The organism is Cryobacterium levicorallinum, assembly GCF_004402405.1.
In the GTDB taxonomy this organism is placed as follows: Bacteria; Actinomycetota; Actinomycetes; order Actinomycetales; family Microbacteriaceae; genus Cryobacterium; species Cryobacterium levicorallinum.
Map to the genome: position 1 here is coordinate 245217 of NZ_SOFE01000014.1, position 14978 is coordinate 260194.

At 61.2% G+C, this 14978-nt stretch carries 13 protein-coding genes and 1 pseudogene; 6 read left to right on the forward strand and 8 right to left on the reverse strand.

The window, feature by feature from the left end; all coding sequences use genetic code 11:
* Positions 1-35 precede the first annotated feature (35 nt).
* The 5 genes from E3O11_RS08475 to E3O11_RS08495 form a co-directional block, all read right to left on the reverse strand.
* On the reverse strand, positions 36-1229 hold the full coding sequence (locus E3O11_RS08475; RefSeq protein WP_092448055.1) for an acetyl-CoA C-acetyltransferase: 1194 nt from the start codon (positions 1227-1229) through the stop codon (positions 36-38).
* Positions 1222-2115 carry an acyl-CoA dehydrogenase family protein gene (locus tag E3O11_RS08480; protein WP_092448056.1) on the reverse strand — a complete coding sequence of 298 codons (894 nt, stop codon included), beginning with the start codon at positions 2113-2115 and terminating at the stop codon, positions 1222-1224. The genes E3O11_RS08475 and E3O11_RS08480 overlap by 8 nt, the downstream gene beginning before the upstream one ends.
* Positions 2112-3263: an acyl-CoA dehydrogenase family protein gene (locus E3O11_RS08485; RefSeq protein WP_198415575.1), complete on the reverse strand. Its 1152-nt coding sequence runs from the start codon at positions 3261-3263 to the stop codon at positions 2112-2114. The genes E3O11_RS08480 and E3O11_RS08485 overlap by 4 nt, the downstream gene beginning before the upstream one ends.
* 89 nt (positions 3264-3352) lie before the next feature.
* Entirely contained in the window at positions 3353-4183 is an 831-nt protein-coding gene (locus tag E3O11_RS08490; RefSeq protein ID WP_092448058.1) for a cyclase family protein, read from the reverse strand.
* Positions 4180-5268, reverse strand: a complete 1089-nt coding sequence (locus E3O11_RS08495; RefSeq protein WP_158251671.1) for an MBL fold metallo-hydrolase — start codon at positions 5266-5268, stop codon at positions 4180-4182. Before E3O11_RS08495 ends, E3O11_RS08490 begins: the two co-directional genes overlap by 4 nt.
* Before the next feature lie 298 nt (positions 5269-5566).
* Between E3O11_RS08495 and E3O11_RS08500 the strand changes: the two genes are divergently transcribed.
* The 3 genes from E3O11_RS08500 to E3O11_RS08510 all read left to right on the forward strand — a co-directional run bounded on the left by E3O11_RS08500 (position 5567) and on the right by E3O11_RS08510 (position 8559).
* Entirely contained in the window at positions 5567-6817 is a 1251-nt protein-coding gene (locus E3O11_RS08500; protein ID WP_166787531.1) for an ABC transporter substrate-binding protein, read from the forward strand.
* A gap of 158 nt (positions 6818-6975) precedes the next feature.
* Positions 6976-7734, forward strand: a complete 759-nt coding sequence (locus E3O11_RS08505) for a glucose 1-dehydrogenase (protein ID WP_092448061.1) — start codon at positions 6976-6978, stop codon at positions 7732-7734.
* Positions 7735-7800: 66 nt separating this feature from the next.
* Positions 7801-8559 carry an SDR family oxidoreductase gene (locus tag E3O11_RS08510; RefSeq protein WP_092448062.1) on the forward strand — a complete coding sequence of 253 codons (759 nt, stop codon included), beginning with the start codon at positions 7801-7803 and terminating at the stop codon, positions 8557-8559.
* A gap of 294 nt (positions 8560-8853) precedes the next feature.
* On the opposite strand, the gene E3O11_RS08515 is transcribed toward E3O11_RS08510, so the two are convergent.
* From E3O11_RS08515 to E3O11_RS08520, 3 genes and pseudogenes are all read right to left on the reverse strand, one after another.
* Complete coding sequence (locus tag E3O11_RS08515) at positions 8854-10041, reverse strand: glycerol dehydrogenase (RefSeq protein ID WP_427846433.1); 1188 nt, start codon at positions 10039-10041, stop codon at positions 8854-8856.
* Between the two features lie 152 nt (positions 10042-10193).
* Positions 10194-10396: pseudogene (locus E3O11_RS18120) on the reverse strand (IS110 family transposase); the annotation flags it as partial.
* A 1-nt stretch (position 10397) separates the two neighbouring features.
* On the reverse strand, positions 10398-11834 hold the full coding sequence (locus tag E3O11_RS08520) for an AAA-type ATPase lid domain-containing protein (RefSeq protein WP_233195405.1): 1437 nt from the start codon (positions 11832-11834) through the stop codon (positions 10398-10400).
* A gap of 194 nt (positions 11835-12028) precedes the next feature.
* Here E3O11_RS08520 and E3O11_RS08525 point away from each other — a divergent pair, with 194 nt between their 5' ends.
* The 3 genes from E3O11_RS08525 to E3O11_RS08535 are packed head-to-tail and all read left to right on the forward strand — an operon-like array spanning position 12029 to position 14927.
* Positions 12029-13072: an amidohydrolase family protein gene (locus E3O11_RS08525; protein WP_092448064.1), complete on the forward strand. Its 1044-nt coding sequence runs from the start codon at positions 12029-12031 to the stop codon at positions 13070-13072.
* Entirely contained in the window at positions 13072-13896 is an 825-nt protein-coding gene (locus E3O11_RS08530) for an iron-sulfur cluster assembly protein (RefSeq protein WP_241994677.1), read from the forward strand. Before E3O11_RS08525 ends, E3O11_RS08530 begins: the two co-directional genes overlap by 1 nt.
* Positions 13893-14927, forward strand: coding sequence for an NAD(P)-dependent alcohol dehydrogenase (locus tag E3O11_RS08535; protein ID WP_198415576.1), 1035 nt, complete (start codon positions 13893-13895; stop codon positions 14925-14927). Before E3O11_RS08530 ends, E3O11_RS08535 begins: the two co-directional genes overlap by 4 nt.
* Positions 14928-14978 lie beyond the last annotated feature (51 nt).

The window sequence follows — 14978 nt, forward strand, 5'->3', positions numbered from 1 at the left end:
ATCGTTTGTTTTATTCTCACGCTTTTGAAAAGTTGTCAGGACAGCCGCTCGATAACCATGGCCATGCCCTGGCCACCCGCAACGCACATCGTCTCCAGACCGAATTGCTTGTCATGCCACTGCAATGAGTGGATGAGCGTGGTCGTGATCCGCGCGCCGGTCATCCCGTAGGGATGACCGATGGCGATGGCCCCACCGTTAACGTTCACCTTTTCGAGCGGGATGCCCAGCTCTCGGTAGGAAGGGATGACCTGCGCGGCGAAGGCTTCGTTGATCTCTACGAGATCCAGGTCCTGGGCGCTGAGCCCAGCGAGGGCTAACGCTTTCTTACTCGCCTCGACGGGGCCGAGGCCCATGATCTCGGGGGAAAGCGCGGAGACGGCCGTTGAGACTATCCGCGCGAGGGGCGTCAGGTTCAGTTCTTTTGCCCGCTGAGCACTCATGATGACGAGGGCCGCCGCCCCGTCGTTCAGACCGCAGCAATTACCAGCCGTGACAGATCCACCCTCGCGGAAGACGGGTTCCAACCCGGCTAGTTTCTCCATCGTCGTGCCGGGACGCGGTCCGTCGTCGCGGCTGACGACGGTGCCGTTCGGAAGCGTGATGGGTGTGATGTCGAGGTCCCAGAAGCCAGATAGACGCGCCTGCTCTGTCAGCGCCTGGCTCCGAAAGGCGTACTCGTCCATTTCCCGACGCGAAACGCCTCGAATGCCCGCGATGTTCTCGGCTGTCGTTCCCATATCGACAAATGCATTGGGCATGTCCCCGGTGATCCTGGGGTCAACCCAATCTCCGGGCTGCGGTGTTCCGGAGGTGAAGGCACTGTTGCCGTACTGAGGGTCATCTGGGTTTCCGTCGCGGATGCGGGAGACCATCTCGACGCCGGCGGAGATGAGCACATTGGCTTCACCCGCTCTGATGGCGTGCATGGCCATACGCGTCGTTTGCAGGCTGGACGCGCAGAACCTATTGACCGTCGTCCCGGGGATGTCGTCGTAGCCCATCAAAAGCGGAACAATTCGGCCGAGGTTGGCGCCCTGTTCCCCTCCCGGGAGGCCGCAGCCGAGGAGGAAATCCTCGATGGTGGCAGGGTCCAGCTCGGGGATCTGGGCCAGGGCGGCGATCGTGATCTGCGCGGTGAGGTCATCACCGCGGATCTCGGTCAGTGATCCCTTGAAGGCGCGACCAATCGGCGATCGAGCTGTGGCGACGATGACGGCTTCAGGCATGTTCACCGAGCGCCGTGACCATTTCTCGCAGGGTGATGAGGTGGCGCAAGTAAAAGTGAAGACCCATCTCCCAGGTGAATCCGATGCCTCCGTGAACTTGAATCGCCAGCTCAACAGCGCGGATGCTGAGGTCGAGCGAGTAGACAGCACTGCGATGCGCGTTGGCGGGATCCAGGCTGCCCCAGACGACGGCGGTTTCCGCCTGTTCGGCGTCCATGTGGGCATTCGATAAGTGATGTTTGACAGCCTGGAACGAGCCGATCGGCTTACCGAACTGCATGCGCTGCTTGGCGTACGTCACGGCATCGGCCACGGCGCGTTTGGCGATACCGCTGCCCTCCGCAGCCCACACGACAGATATTTCACGGGCGGCCTCCGCAGTGAACGTTGTGATGTGCGATGAGTGGGCGGCTCGCAGACTGGGAGCGAAAATGTCACTGGCGAGGCTCTGCACGGCAACGAGGGAGCTCGTCTCGGAGATGAAATCAGAGACCACGTGCATGTCTGCGATCTGACCAAAAGGCACCATCCCGGTGCCCGCGGAGAGAGCGCGTGTGGGAATGCTGAAGGTGACGGGACCATCGTGCTCGGCTGCGCTGGCGGAGTGGCGCTTCGCCATGATCGTGGTCAGCAGAGGGAGCTGAACGGTGATTTCTCCCCAGGCCTTGGCGATTTCCACAAGGTCGCGAAGGGTCGCGGACTCGTCGTCCTCGGTGACGCCGACAAGGTCCCAGCCGGCATCAGAAATGTCGCTCCAGGCGAGAGGGGACTGCCCTTCGATATAGGAGGAGATGTTCGCCTGGTCCGTGGCCTTGACGAGGGCTGAACGGATCGCTCCGGCGGCAAGCAGACCGATCTCGCCCGGACGCGTGGTGAGAAGTGTCATCGCGGCAACCCCAATACTCGTTCGCTGATAATGTTTCGTTGGATTTCATTGCTTCCCGAATAGATCGAGGAGGCGCGGGTTTCGAGATACTGCAGACGCCAGTGATCCGATGTTTCGGGGGTCATGTTCTCGAGTCCGAGAATGGAGGTTTCTTGCCACAGCTCGCTCCACAGCAGCTTCAAAATGGATGTCGCCCGGAAGAAATCCGGTGAGTCGAGCTCAAGGTCAACCGCTTTGGAGACCTGCCAGTGGACCAGTTCGACCCGAATGTCCAACTCGTCGAGTTGCTTTCGCAGGTCTGGCCGGTCACCGAGCGTCGCGAGTAGGAGATCCATGTCGGAGCGAATCTCGACATAGCGGCTTGTCGCTTCGACGCCTCCGCGTTCATTCATCAGGGTCGTCATGGCGACTTTCCACCCTGAGCCTTCCGTGGATACCCGGTCGGCGTCGGCGACAAAGACGTCATCGAACTGGACCTCGGCAAAGTGTGTCAGTCCGGAGGCTTGTTTGATCGGGCTGATGTTCACGCCGGGCTGCTTCATGTCCAGCAGGAACATGGTGAGATTCTTGTGGCGGGGCGCGCTCGGATCCGTCTGGGCCAGAAGGAGGCAACGATGGGCCATCTTGGCGAAGCTGGTCCAGGTCTTCCGGCCCGAGATGAGATATCCGCCGTCGACTTTGACTGCGCGGCAAGATACGCCGGCGAGGTCTGATCCGGCATTGGGCTCGGAGAATCCCTGGCACCAGATCTCATCCCCGTTGAGGATCTTCGGCAGGAAGCGCGCAAGTTGCTCATCCGTTCCGTGGCCGATCAGGCTGGGTGCCGTCAGGATGCGGCCGATGCGGGCCAGCCCGTCGGGGGCCTGAGCCTGGGCGGCGAGATCGTGGAAGATCACCTCTTCAACCATGGAGAGCCCCTGGCCACCGAATTCCTTCGGCAGGGAGAGTCCGGCAAACCCGCCGCGGTGAAGCTGACGGTCCCACTCGTGTCGGATCTCGTCCGTTTCCTTCTCGCTCAAGCTGCCTCTGTGTTCCCTCCAACGCGCGGGGACGTTCTCTTGGAGCCACACGCGGGCGGCGCTGGTGAACACTTCCCTCGCATTGCGCTCTTCTGTGGTGGGCATTTGTACTCCTTTTAATTCAGCCAAACGATTGTTTGAATATTACACCCGGATTTCCTCCCGTGACTAGTGCTGCGGAAGAAACCTGGGAAATTATTCGGCCCTGACGGTTGTGGTTATTGCGGAACAATCGCGAGAGGCCGAATGGGGGAGCCGGTCCCTCCGCCGATGCGCAGTGGTGTTGCGATAAATGTGAATTCAGAGACGCCAGCCTTGCCCAGTTCTTCGAGGTCCATGGATTCCATGATGGGAATTCCCATTTCAACCAGGTTGTGAACGTGCACGGGCAGGTTGATGATGGCGGAAGAAGGCTTGTGCTCGTAATTCATGGTGTCGGATCCCGTTGCGAGAATGCCTTTCGCACTGAGCCATTGAGCGCCCTCGAGGGTTACTCCGGGCAGTCCCGTTGAAAGCCCGATGTAGCGTTCGGAATCCGCCCAGTACTTCATCCAACCCGTGCGGATGAGCACGATTGATCCGGGGATGGGGAGAGTGCGACCGGTGAACCACTGCTCCAGTTCCCTGGGGCCGAAGCTGTCGGCCGGGGTGAGGTCGCGACCAAAGAGCTCAGGGCCGTTGACAAGGTAGCCCGGACCAATGATTGGTGGCATCTCCTCGATGCTGCCGGCGTCGAGGCCGCCCAGCCCTTCGGCGCCCATGAGCACGTCGCGACACCCAAAGGTCATGCCGTCTTTCGACACATGACCGAGGGCGTCAATGTGCGTGCCGACGTGAGCGCCCATGGCGATCATCTCCATCGCGGCAGAGACGCCGTCACGGTATCCGTGCCCGCCATGCGTTTTGGCCATGGCGAAAGAGTAGGGCGGGTGGTGGGGGTGTCGAGCCATACCGTTTTCCAGACGTACCGCAAGGTCGAAGACGCGAACTCGTCCTTTCAGCGTGATGTCGAGTTCGGTATCGAGAAATGATCCGGACCAGTGGGTCATGGGGTGGTCTCCGTTTCGGTAGTAGGGAGGAATTGAGAGATCTCGATTTCCTCGGTGAGAGTGGTTGTGAAATATATTCTTCCGTCGGTGACAACCCGACTCAAGTGTCCCCAGGCCAGCAGGAGATGGGCGTAGGCAACGACGCGCGACACAACGAATCCGAACCAAGTCGAACCGGGGTCGGAACGGCTCAGCTGGGAAACCAGTTCCCCGGCGGACTGAGGTTCGTGGGCCGCCTTCAGTAATCGGTTGCAGACCTCGGTGTGTTTGGTCGCCTGTCTGGCGAGTGCGGCGGCAACGCCCCTGAATGGCTCCTCGTGTCCGGGGAGGATGAGCGTGTCTTCGGGGATGGTCCGTCGGATAAGGTCCATGGATGCAATGAACCCAGCGTAGGGATTTGCGTCGGGCTGGTCGGACATGACGGCGACGGGAGGCACGAGCCGGTCCGACAGTTGGTCTCCACAGATGAATATGTGGTCTTCGGAGCAGTGCAGGCCAGATGCAAGAGGGGAGTGCCCGGATAGCGGGAGGATTTGAAACGTCCGTTTCCCCACTCTCACCGGATCACGAGGTCCGATCGGAATGTAGGTTTCGGGAAGGGGGGAGATCATCGACATGTTCTGAAAGCCTTCAGCAAGCCATCGGTCAAGCACTGGGACGGCGGCGCCATGGGCCAGCAGGTAACGCCGCTCCCGGGCATCGCGAGCGTGACGTGTCTGATCCGCTTGACTCGCTCCGCGCTGGTGCTCCTCGTCACTGATCAGCAGGGTTGCTCCCGTACGGCGAGCGAGCCAGCCGGCCATTCCGAGGTGATCGTTGTGCCAGTGCGTGACAAGAATACGAGTGATCGGCTTGGACGCCAGCGGTCCGGAGATGAGGGAAAGCCAACTTTCTCGGCTGGCCGTGCTGTCGACTCCGGTGTCGACAACGAGCCAAGCGTTACCGTCGTCAAGAACGTAGATGTTGACGTGGTGAGGGGCGTAGTGAAGGGGAAGGCGCCCCCAGAAGATCCCGGGAGCGATCTGGGTTAGTTCGCCGTCGCGGGGCACAGCAAAGGTGTTGGGCGCAGATACTGTGTCATGCACGGATCCTCCTGAAGTGATGGCGTGAGAGACAGCTTGACCCAGACATGCACTATCCGTCAATCGTTTGTTTGATTAAGTGCTGAGTCTGCCGGTTCGCCTGGCCCGAGATCACCGGAAAAGAATTCTCTTGACACCTGTTAGAGGGGGTGGTAGAAAATAAATCAACCAATCGTTTGCTTGAGCAACTGGATGGTTGTCGCTTATCCCACAGCATCCTCACCCCCATCGGGAAATGAGCGACGTGACTCAAACCTCGCGGTTCGGCCCGCACCACATTTCAGCTCAAGGAGGAGCTCAATTGATCAATTTCCGTAAATCCACCCAGAAGCTGGGGGTCGTAGCGGCTGTCGCCGTTGCCGCCCTCATGCTGTCCGCTTGTAGCTCCGGTTCCGCCATCGATGGCAGCGCGTCCGTGGCTGGCGCAGCGGTCGGCACCCCCATCAAGACAGTGACGGTAGCTGCCGCCGACTGGAACGGCCCGACCTACGAGAACATCTTCGTGGCCGCAAAGGCATACGAAAAATGGATCAACGACCAGGGTGGTATCGCCGGACACCCGCTCGAAGTCACCGTGTGCGATGACAAGGGCGACCCTACGCTCACGGCCGCTTGTGCTCGCGACGCCATCGCCGCGGGTGCCATCGCCGATGTGGGTTCCTTCAGCTACAACGCATACGTCAACGTTCCCATCTATGACGCCGCGAGCATGGCCATCCTAGGCGCGTGCTGCAACCTTGCCGCCGCTGAGTACACGAGTCCGAATACATTTCAGATGGGCAACAACCCGGTGCTGAACCCCGCCGGTGTTGCTCGTGCGGTTCAGGACGGGTGCGAGGACATCGCGGTTCTTGAGCTGGACATCCCGGGCGTCACCGACGACACGAACATCATTTTCAGCAATATCGCCAAGGCGTACGGCTACGAGAAGGAACTCAAATTCATTCGCGTTCCCCTCACCGCCACCGACTACAGTTCCGTTGTCGCCCAGGCCACTGACGGCACTGACTGCATCAGTATGTTCCTCGGAGAGAACAATATCTCGGGCATGATGGCGCCGTTCGCTCAGTCCGGCGGAACGCAGACTCTGTACGGAGCACAGGGAAACCTGAACGCCGTTTCGACCAAGGGATATGAAGAGCTTGCCGGCGTCAAGAACAGCGTTGTAACCGGCGCTTACATGCCTTTGAACGACGCCGTCTGGGACGACTTCCGTGGAGCGCTCACGGCCAACGACGCTCCGGACACGTTCGACTACAGCTCCCTGGGAGCCTTGTCAGCTTGGTCTGGATACAGCGCCTTCACACAGATCGCCGAGTCGATCACGGGGGACATCACGCCGGAGAGCTTCCTCGCCGCCGCTTCGACAACCGTTGTGGACAACGGCGGCATGACCCCTGTCATCGACTTCTCCAAGACTTGGGATGCCTTCGACGGCCAGTACGCACGGTCCTTCAGCCGGCAGGTGACCTACATGAAGATCGACGGCACTCCCGTTGACGGTGGCGGATGGATTGACCTTTCCGGGCCCATGCAGGGACTGGCACCGTAACGCGCGGGGCATCGTTTGCCGATGAACTGGCGAACGACAAGTTGTAACGAAACATAGCCACGGGGCCTTCGCTCGGAGTCGATCAGTCAGAAATGATTGCTTCTCCGAATCAGCGAGGGCCCTCCGTGCATCAGCCCTCAACGATAGGAAGTAGTGAAATGAATCGTCTACAAGGCAAAGTCGCACTCATTACCGGGGCAGCTCGCGGCATGGGCGCAGAGCATGCACGCCTCTTCAGCGAGGAAGGCGCACGCATTGTCATCGGCGACATCCTTGACGCTGAGGGGCAGGCCCTTTCTGCCGAGCTGGGAGACAACGTTGTCTACGTTCATCTGGACGTGACGAAACCGGACGACTGGATCCACGCGGTCGACACGGCCGTCCAGCGATTCGGCGGCCTCGACATCCTCGTGAACAACGCGGGCATCGCAGAGTTCGCGCCCATCGCGGAGACCTCCATGGCCTTGTGGGATCGAACCCTCGCGGTGAACCTCACTGGCCCGTTCCGCGGAGTCATGGCAGCCCTGTCCGAACTGAAGAAATCAGGACGTGCGTCCATCATCAACCTGTCATCCACGGCAGGCTTTGTCGGCTACGAAGGGCTCAGCGTCTACAACGCCTCCAAATTCGGAGTCCGTGGACTGACGAAATCCATGGCCCTGGACCTGGCGAAGCACGGTATCCGCGTGAACTCGGTACATCCTGGCGTCATCAAGACCCCGCTGTCGGAGGGACTCAGTGAGAGCCCCAGCCATGTTGCCATGCGCCGTATGGGCGAGCCACGAGAGGTCTCCTATCTCGTGCTCTTTCTTGCCAGCGATGAGGCTTCGTTCTGCACGGGCGCTGAATACCTTGCTGACGGCGGGGAAATCGCCGGCCTAGCTAACAACGCCATCTTGTCGCGCCACACCGTCTGACGGCCGCACGCGGGTGCGCTCAAGCCAGACAAATTCGAAAAACACGAATGTTGAAGGAGCAGAACCATGGCACGTTTAGCTGGAAAAGTTGCACTGATCAGTGGGGCCGCACAGGGAATGGGCGCCGCGCACGCGCGCACCATGATTCGGGAAGGAGCCCGTGTCGTGCTCGGTGACATCGGAGATGCCCAGGGTGAAGCGCTCGCCGATGAGCTCGGAGTTAATGCCAGATACGTTCATTTGGATGTCACCGACTCTGAGGACTGGGACCGGGCCGTTGCGGTCGCGGTTGAGAGCTTCGGGGGACTGGACATCCTGGTGAACAACGCCGGAATCGCGGAATTCGTGAGCCTGGAAGACACGACAATGGAGCTGTGGGACCGGACGATCGCAATCAACCTCACCGGTGCTTTTCGGGGGATCCAGGCGGCCCTGCCCGCACTGAAGCAATCCGAGCACGCATCCATCATCAATATCTCCTCAATCGCCGGATTCGTCGGGTTTGAGGGTTTGGGCGTCTATAACGCTTCGAAGTTCGCTCTGCGCGGGCTGACCAAGTCGGTGGCCCTCGACCTCGCGGCCGATGGTATCCGAGTGAACTCGGTGCACCCCGGTGCTGTCAGGACACCGATGACTGTGGGACTGAGCCCTAACCCCAGCAACACGGCCATGCATAGGCTAGGAGAGCCTGAAGAAGTCTCCAATCTCGTTCTCTTTCTCGCGAGTGATGAATCTTCGTTCTGTACCGGAGCGGAGTACCTGGCTGACGGTGGCGAAGCAGCGGGCCTTTCCAATCTCATACCTCTGTCGCGGGTTGTCGTCTAATCCGGCACGTTAGCCACGGGACCTGCTGGCTGGACTTCCCTAGGCAAAGTCGACGCGCGCCGATCATCTCCGATCCGCTCACCGCACCCGAGGTGAACGAGATCTGAGCGGCGATCGTGGAGGCGATGCTGGGCACCTCGGCTGGGATCGGCGAGGTGCCCGCCAGCTGATACGAAGTTGATTCCAAGCGAGGTCTCTGATCCGTCCGCATATGATTTCAGCAAATCGAAACCGCTAAACAATCAGGTCGTCGGCGGCCTCAGCCCGGTTGGACTGGAGAAGCCCAAGAACACGTCAGTGAGCAGCCACGTATGGCGTCGGAACCGGGAGGCTGGCTTCCTCGCGGACCCGGCGAGAGAAACGCTCTATCGACTTAAGGGCCGAAACAACATCGGCCGGCCGCACGTCGAAAGGCATCGCGTGAATGGTCTCGCCTTTCTCGGTAGCCGCACTGGCGACCAATGCGAGTTCCTGGGAGCTTTCCACCGTCAGCCCGACTTCGGTGAGAGTTGTGGGGAGGCCCACTCGAGTGGTGAACTCGATGAAATCCCGGATGTCGCCGGTTGGTGCCCCCTCAAGTACCAGCTGCGTGAGTGAACCGATGTTGACCTTCTGCCCATGAGCCAGTCCATGTGTTTGCGGTACCGCCGTCAGCCCGTTGTGGATGGCGTGGGCTGCGGCTAGACCACCGGACTCGAACCCCATGCCCGAAAGCAGAGTATTCGCCTCGATGACTTTCTCGACTGCCGGGGTTACGAGGTGATCGCGTACAGCGTCGAGAGCTGGCAGCGCGTTATCCCAAAGGACATCCCAGCTAAGTCGGGCCAGGGCGGTGCCGGTGAGGGTAGGAAGACCCCCGGCCATCGTCAGCGAGTTTGAAGCTGCCGTTGCCCGTGCCTCAAGCCAGGTGGCCAAAGCGTCGCCAACTCCCGCTGCGAGAAAGGCCGCCGGGGCGTTGGCAATAATCTGCGAATCGACAAGGACGAGGTCCGGGTTGCGAGGAAAGAAGCGGTACTCCTCGAATGCACCTTCTTCGGTGTAAACCACGGCCAAGGCGGAAGTCGGCGCATCCGTGGAAGCGACCGTTGGTACGGTCACCCACCGGATACCTGCGAGAAATCCGGATGCTTTGACCGCGTCGATCGTACTTCCGCCGCCGACGGCGACGACGACGTTCGCATTCGTGCTCTTGATCACGGCAACGAGGCGATTGATCTCTCTTGCAGACGGGATTCCACGGAACGTTTCTCGGGTAACAGGCAGCCCAACCGTCTTCAAGGATGAGGTTACATCGTGCCCCACGAAACCCCAGACGGCATCATCGGCGACGATCAGGGGTGTGTCTCCGATGGGTGCGAGGAACTCGCCCAGACGGGAAATGGCTCCCGGCCCTTGGACGTAGCGCCCCGGGCTGATGACTGTGCGGATGGGACTTATTGCGGACATGTGGGGCTCCTTGACGTCGTTGTCGATGCAGGCCAAATGGCGGTCCCGGAGCCTTTTTTCTGAACCCCGGTGTGACGAGAGTATTAGGCCGATGGAGTTCCGAGTGATGGCGACTATCTCAACTTGAGACGGGCACTGCGCGTTGTTGCAGCCCCGCGGTTTCGTCCAGTCGGGAGTGTGGACCCGATTTATACGATTGTGTCGTCTCGGATCATGGTGGAGAGGACGTCGCAGCGGCGGCGGGCTCCGGAATGAAGGCTTGGCTGTGATGTTTGCCTTGGGCGATCTTTCGGGTGCAGCCATTGTGTGAGACTGGTGCGTTGAGCGCGGCGAATACGGCGAGAAACAGCGCGCGTTTGAGGCCTACGTTGCCTCGTCTTGAGGGATGTTGTTCAGTCGTGGCGGGGGAGTTGAATTCCGTATTGCGCCAGTTTTCGGTACACGGTGGCGCGACTCATTCCCAGCTCGGCCGCCGCACCTTCTGAGGTGGCACCGGGTCTACTGAGCACGCGCACGATCTCGTCGCGCTCAAACGCCTTGATGCGCGAAAGGTGCTGGCCGCGGGACAGTATCTGTGGCGGAAGGTGGCGCACGTCGACTAAATCGGTGCGGCTCGCGGCCTCTCTGACGGCCTGAGCGAGTTCCTCGACGTTTCCCGGCCAGGCATAGTCGGTGAGCGCGCGTGAAGCGGCGGTGGTGAAATCGACCTCGCGGCGGCGTGCCCGCCAGGCTAGATGGTTGGCGAGGGGGAGGATGTCGGCCGCCCGCTCACGCAGCGGAGGCACCTGCACCACCGTTTCGACAAGGGTGCGAAGTGGCAGCGGAATGGCATCGAAATGCTCTGCGGACACTGGGCAGGCAGCCGCGTCGGAGGTGCGCTCGCCGACCAGCATCGCGCGCAGGTGCTCGGCGGCGGGAGAGGAGAGATCATCAACGTCGCACAGCACGAACCCGGTGTTGGGACGGCTGAGCTCGGGTGTCCAGACCGAGAACCACGAATCCGTGTCGCGCGGCGCTGGGGCGCGTACGGCAAACAGCCGGTCGTGAGGGTACACCTGCCGAACGGCTTGGGCCAACAGCGTAGCTCGTCCCGAACCTCGCTCGCCCACCGCTGCAACCATACGGCCCGCGGTGAGGGCTTCGACGGTGCGGGTGACGGCATTGTTCCAGGCGTCCGACAGATCGCGCAGTGGAGCGTTCCCCGACTGCTCCCGTAGACCCTCGATGCGAAAGACCTGGCCGCGCGATACCCGCCGCGGGTGGTGGCCCTGCGATCGAGCGAGCATGAGGTTCGCGGTCGACGTGGCAGCCGTCTGCGCCAGCGCGAGCAGCAGGTCAGAGCCTTTCTCCGACCAGGTCGTCAGGTTCACCGCCCCCTCGAGCCGACCGCTCACCGGGTCGAAAACCGGGGCAGCGGCACAGCTGTACAGGCGCAGGCTCAGCGTGTAATGGTCTTCCGCGCGCACGAGGGTGGGTACTCGATCGGCGAGGGCGAGGCCGAGGCCATTAGTGCCCGCCTGCCGCTCGGAGTACGAGAATCCTGGTGCTAAGTGCACATCGTCGAGCGCGAGCAGCAGCTGGCGGTCTCCGCTGAGTCGGTTGAGCACGAGTCCCTCCGCATCGGTGAGCATGAGTCCGACCGGTTCGGACGAGAGGGTGTCGTGCAGTTCTGTCAGGACCTCACGCCCACACTCGACGAACAGCGATTCGTCGTCGTACGTGCCCGAGAACATGGGCTGGACGTCGTCAAGGGAGACGCCGTAGTCTTCACTGCGCCGCCACGAAGCGAGAAGGCGGGGGGAGATCGCCGCCATCGGTGCGTTATGCACGTGTACACGAGAAGGAAGATCGTGAGCGTCCATCAGCACCTTTGCGGTAGTCGGTCAACATCAGTTTAGGTCTTCCCGCCACCGAGGTGCCCAGACCGATCTCAGAATGAGACGGCGCCATCGCTCCGCTCCGGTAGGCGTCCGTTAGCGTGACGTAGGTAATCACGATTCCCGCATGCAGCAAAGGAGCAGGTATGTATCAGAAGGATGGCGAGAGCTACTTTATTGTCGACGCCCATGTGGCGCTCTGGGACGCGCGCCCCGAGAATCAGCGCAACATCCACGGCAAGCAGTTCATCGACTGCTTCTACGATTACCACGCCAACCTGTCCCCAGCTTCGGAGAAGTGGCCATATGAGGAGTACCTCTATCAGGGCGGCGAGCGTTTCATCAAGGACATTTTCACCGACGGCTACGTCGACCACGCCATTTTCCAGCCTGCCCACCTCGGCGAGTTCTACAAGACCGGCTTCGGGCAGACCGAAGAAGCGTTCGCGCTCACCCAGGCGAACCCTGGGCGGCTCACCTACAATCACAATTTCGACCCACGCAACGGCGAGGCCGGCCTGGACCAGCTGCGCGCCGACGCCGAGCGTTTCAACTTGAAGGGTGTGAAACTTTATACCGCCGAGTGGCACGGTGACTCCCGGGGCTACAAGCTCAACGACCCCTGGACCTACCGTTACTTCGAGTTGTGCCGCGAGCTCGGCATCCGCAACATCCATGTGCACAAGGGGCCGACAATCCGCCCACTCGATCGAGATGCCTTCGACGTGGCCGATGTCGACCACGCAGCGACCGACTTCACCGACCTCAATTTCATCGTCGAGCACGTGGGCCTGCCCCGCCTCGAAGATTTCTGCTGGATAGCCACGCAGGAGCCTAATGTGCACGGGGGGCTTGCAGTAGCGATGCCCTTCATCCACACGCGCCCGCGCTACTTCGCCCAGATCATGGGGGAGTTGATCTATTGGATTGGCGAAGACCGCATCCAGTTCTCCTCCGACTACGCGCTGTGGACCCCGCGCTGGCTTATCGAAGCCTTCGTGGACTTTCAGATCCCGGAGGACATGACGGAGTACGCTCCCATCACGATCGAGCAGAAGCGAAAGATCCTCGGGCTTAACGCGGCGAAGATGTACGACATTCCGGTGCCGGTCGAACTGCAGTTGCCGAGTGCAGAAGAGACGGCGACGGGGCCGCGTCAGCCCGAACGGGCCGATCTGGCTGCAGTGTGATGGGTACCACGACGATGCCAGCCGCAGTGGCGGCCACTCTGCACTGGGAGGCAGGAGCACCAGAGCCGCTCACGGAGGGCGACGTGCTGCGGGCTTTGGATTCGGTCATCGACCCTGAGCTCGACGAGCCCATCACCGACCTCGGATTCGTGCGCTCGGTGACGCTGACGGGTGCGAGCGTTGAGGTTCACCTGCGTCTGCCCACGTCATTCTGCGCACCGAACTTCGCGTATTTGATGGCGTCGGACGCCAAGGACGTGCTCACAGCACTCCGCAATGTCGGGGTGGTGACAGTCGAGCTCGACGACCACCATGACTCCGACATCATCAACAGTGGACTGGCAGCGAACGCCGGCTACAAGGGAACGTTCCTGCACGAGGCAGAGAGTGATCTCGATGAATTGCGGGCCACGTTTCAGCGCAAGGCCCACACCGCGGCGATGGAACGCTCGCTCACCGCGTTCCTGCGCGCTCGGCCTGAACTCGCAGAGACGGCGGTCGCAAACGTGGTGTTGGGCGATTTGCCCGACGACTCGGCGAAGGCTGCCTTGCTGAGGCGGCGGGCGACGATCGGCCTGAGCACCGTCGATTCCGCATCGGTGCTGGTTGACGACAGCGGATCACCTTACCCTGCAGTATCCGTTGCTCTCGCCCTTCGCCGGGCTCGCTCGACTCGTATCTCGATCGACGGCAACGCTCATTTCTGCCGGGGTTTGCTCGCAACGCGGTATCCGGGCTCCGAGGTCGATCAACTACCCAGGGCAGAAGAGAATTTCTTTCCCTTGTCTTCAGTCATCCGCACGCACAAAAGGAAAATTGCATGAGCACCATGAGAGCCGTTCAGGTCGTCGACTACCACCAAAACCTTGTAATGACCGAGGTTCCAAAACCTCAGATCACCGGTCCGTTCGACGTGATCGTGAGGATCGGAGGCGCAGGGGTGTGCCGCACGGACTTGCACATCCTCGAGGGACAATGGGAGCAGAAGTCAGGAATCACCCTCCCGTACACGATCGGCCACGAGAACGCGGGATGGGTCGACGAGATCGGCAGTGCGGTGACGAATGTGGCTGTCGGCGACAAAGTGATCGTGCATCCGCTCATCACCTGCGGGTTTTGTCGTGCGTGCCGATCCGGTGACGACGTACATTGCACCGCGAGCGCTTTTCCAGGGATCGACACCCACGGCGGCTACGCCGAGTACCTGAAGACCTCGGCTCGTAGCCTCGTGCCTATCGCTGATTCACTCGAACCGGCGGATGTTGCAGCGCTCGCCGACGCGGGCCTCACCGCCTATCACGCAGCGGCCAAGGCCGCCCGGCACCTGCGCCCCGCCGATCGGTGCGTCATCATTGGGGCGGGCGGGCTCGGGCACATCGGCATCCAGGTGCTGAAGGCGCTTACGGCGTCGGAGCTGATCGTCGTCGACCGTAACCCGGCCGCGCTCGAACTCGCGATGTCGCTTGGTGCCGACCACGGGGTGATTGCCGACGGATCACACGTCGATCGCGTTCTTGAACTGACCGGTGGCGCCGGGGCTGAGGCCGTGATGGACTTCGTCGGCGAGGGCGGATCGACAGCGGAGGGCATTCGCATGCTGCGCCAAGCCGGCGACTACTACGTCGTGGGCTACGGCGAGAACATCGACGTGCCCACGATCGACATCATTTCGAGCGAGATCAACTTCATCGGCAACCTCGTGGGTAGCTACACTGACCTCACCGAGCTAATGGTGCTTGCTGCACGAGGCCAAGTCACACTGCACACGACGTCCTACGCTCTCGACGACTTTCAGCAAGCTGTCGACGACCTCGGGGCCGGGCGCGTGCGCGGGCGCGCCATACTCATCCCCTGACACCGGGTGGGATGTAATGGGCGCGGTTTCACTATTGTCGGGCGATCGCGA

Bases quoted from the DNA above. Each gene is read 5' to 3' on its own strand.
- E3O11_RS08475 (WP_092448055.1), bottom strand. From the start codon at position 1,229: ATGCCTGAAGCCGTCATCGTCGCCACAGCTCGATCGCCGATTGGTCGC.
- E3O11_RS08480 (WP_092448056.1), bottom strand. From the start codon at position 2,115: ATGACACTTCTCACCACGCGTCCGGGCGAGATCGGTCTGCTTGCCGCC.
- E3O11_RS08490 (WP_092448058.1), bottom strand. From the start codon at position 4,183: ATGACCCACTGGTCCGGATCATTTCTCGATACCGAACTCGACATCACG.
- E3O11_RS08505 (WP_092448061.1), top strand. From the start codon at position 6,976: ATGAATCGTCTACAAGGCAAAGTCGCACTCATTACCGGGGCAGCTCGC.
- E3O11_RS08510 (WP_092448062.1), top strand. From the start codon at position 7,801: ATGGCACGTTTAGCTGGAAAAGTTGCACTGATCAGTGGGGCCGCACAG.
- E3O11_RS08525 (WP_092448064.1), top strand. From the start codon at position 12,029: ATGTATCAGAAGGATGGCGAGAGCTACTTTATTGTCGACGCCCATGTG.
- E3O11_RS08530 (WP_241994677.1), top strand. From the start codon at position 13,072: ATGGGTACCACGACGATGCCAGCCGCAGTGGCGGCCACTCTGCACTGG.
- E3O11_RS08535 (WP_198415576.1), top strand. From the start codon at position 13,893: ATGAGCACCATGAGAGCCGTTCAGGTCGTCGACTACCACCAAAACCTT.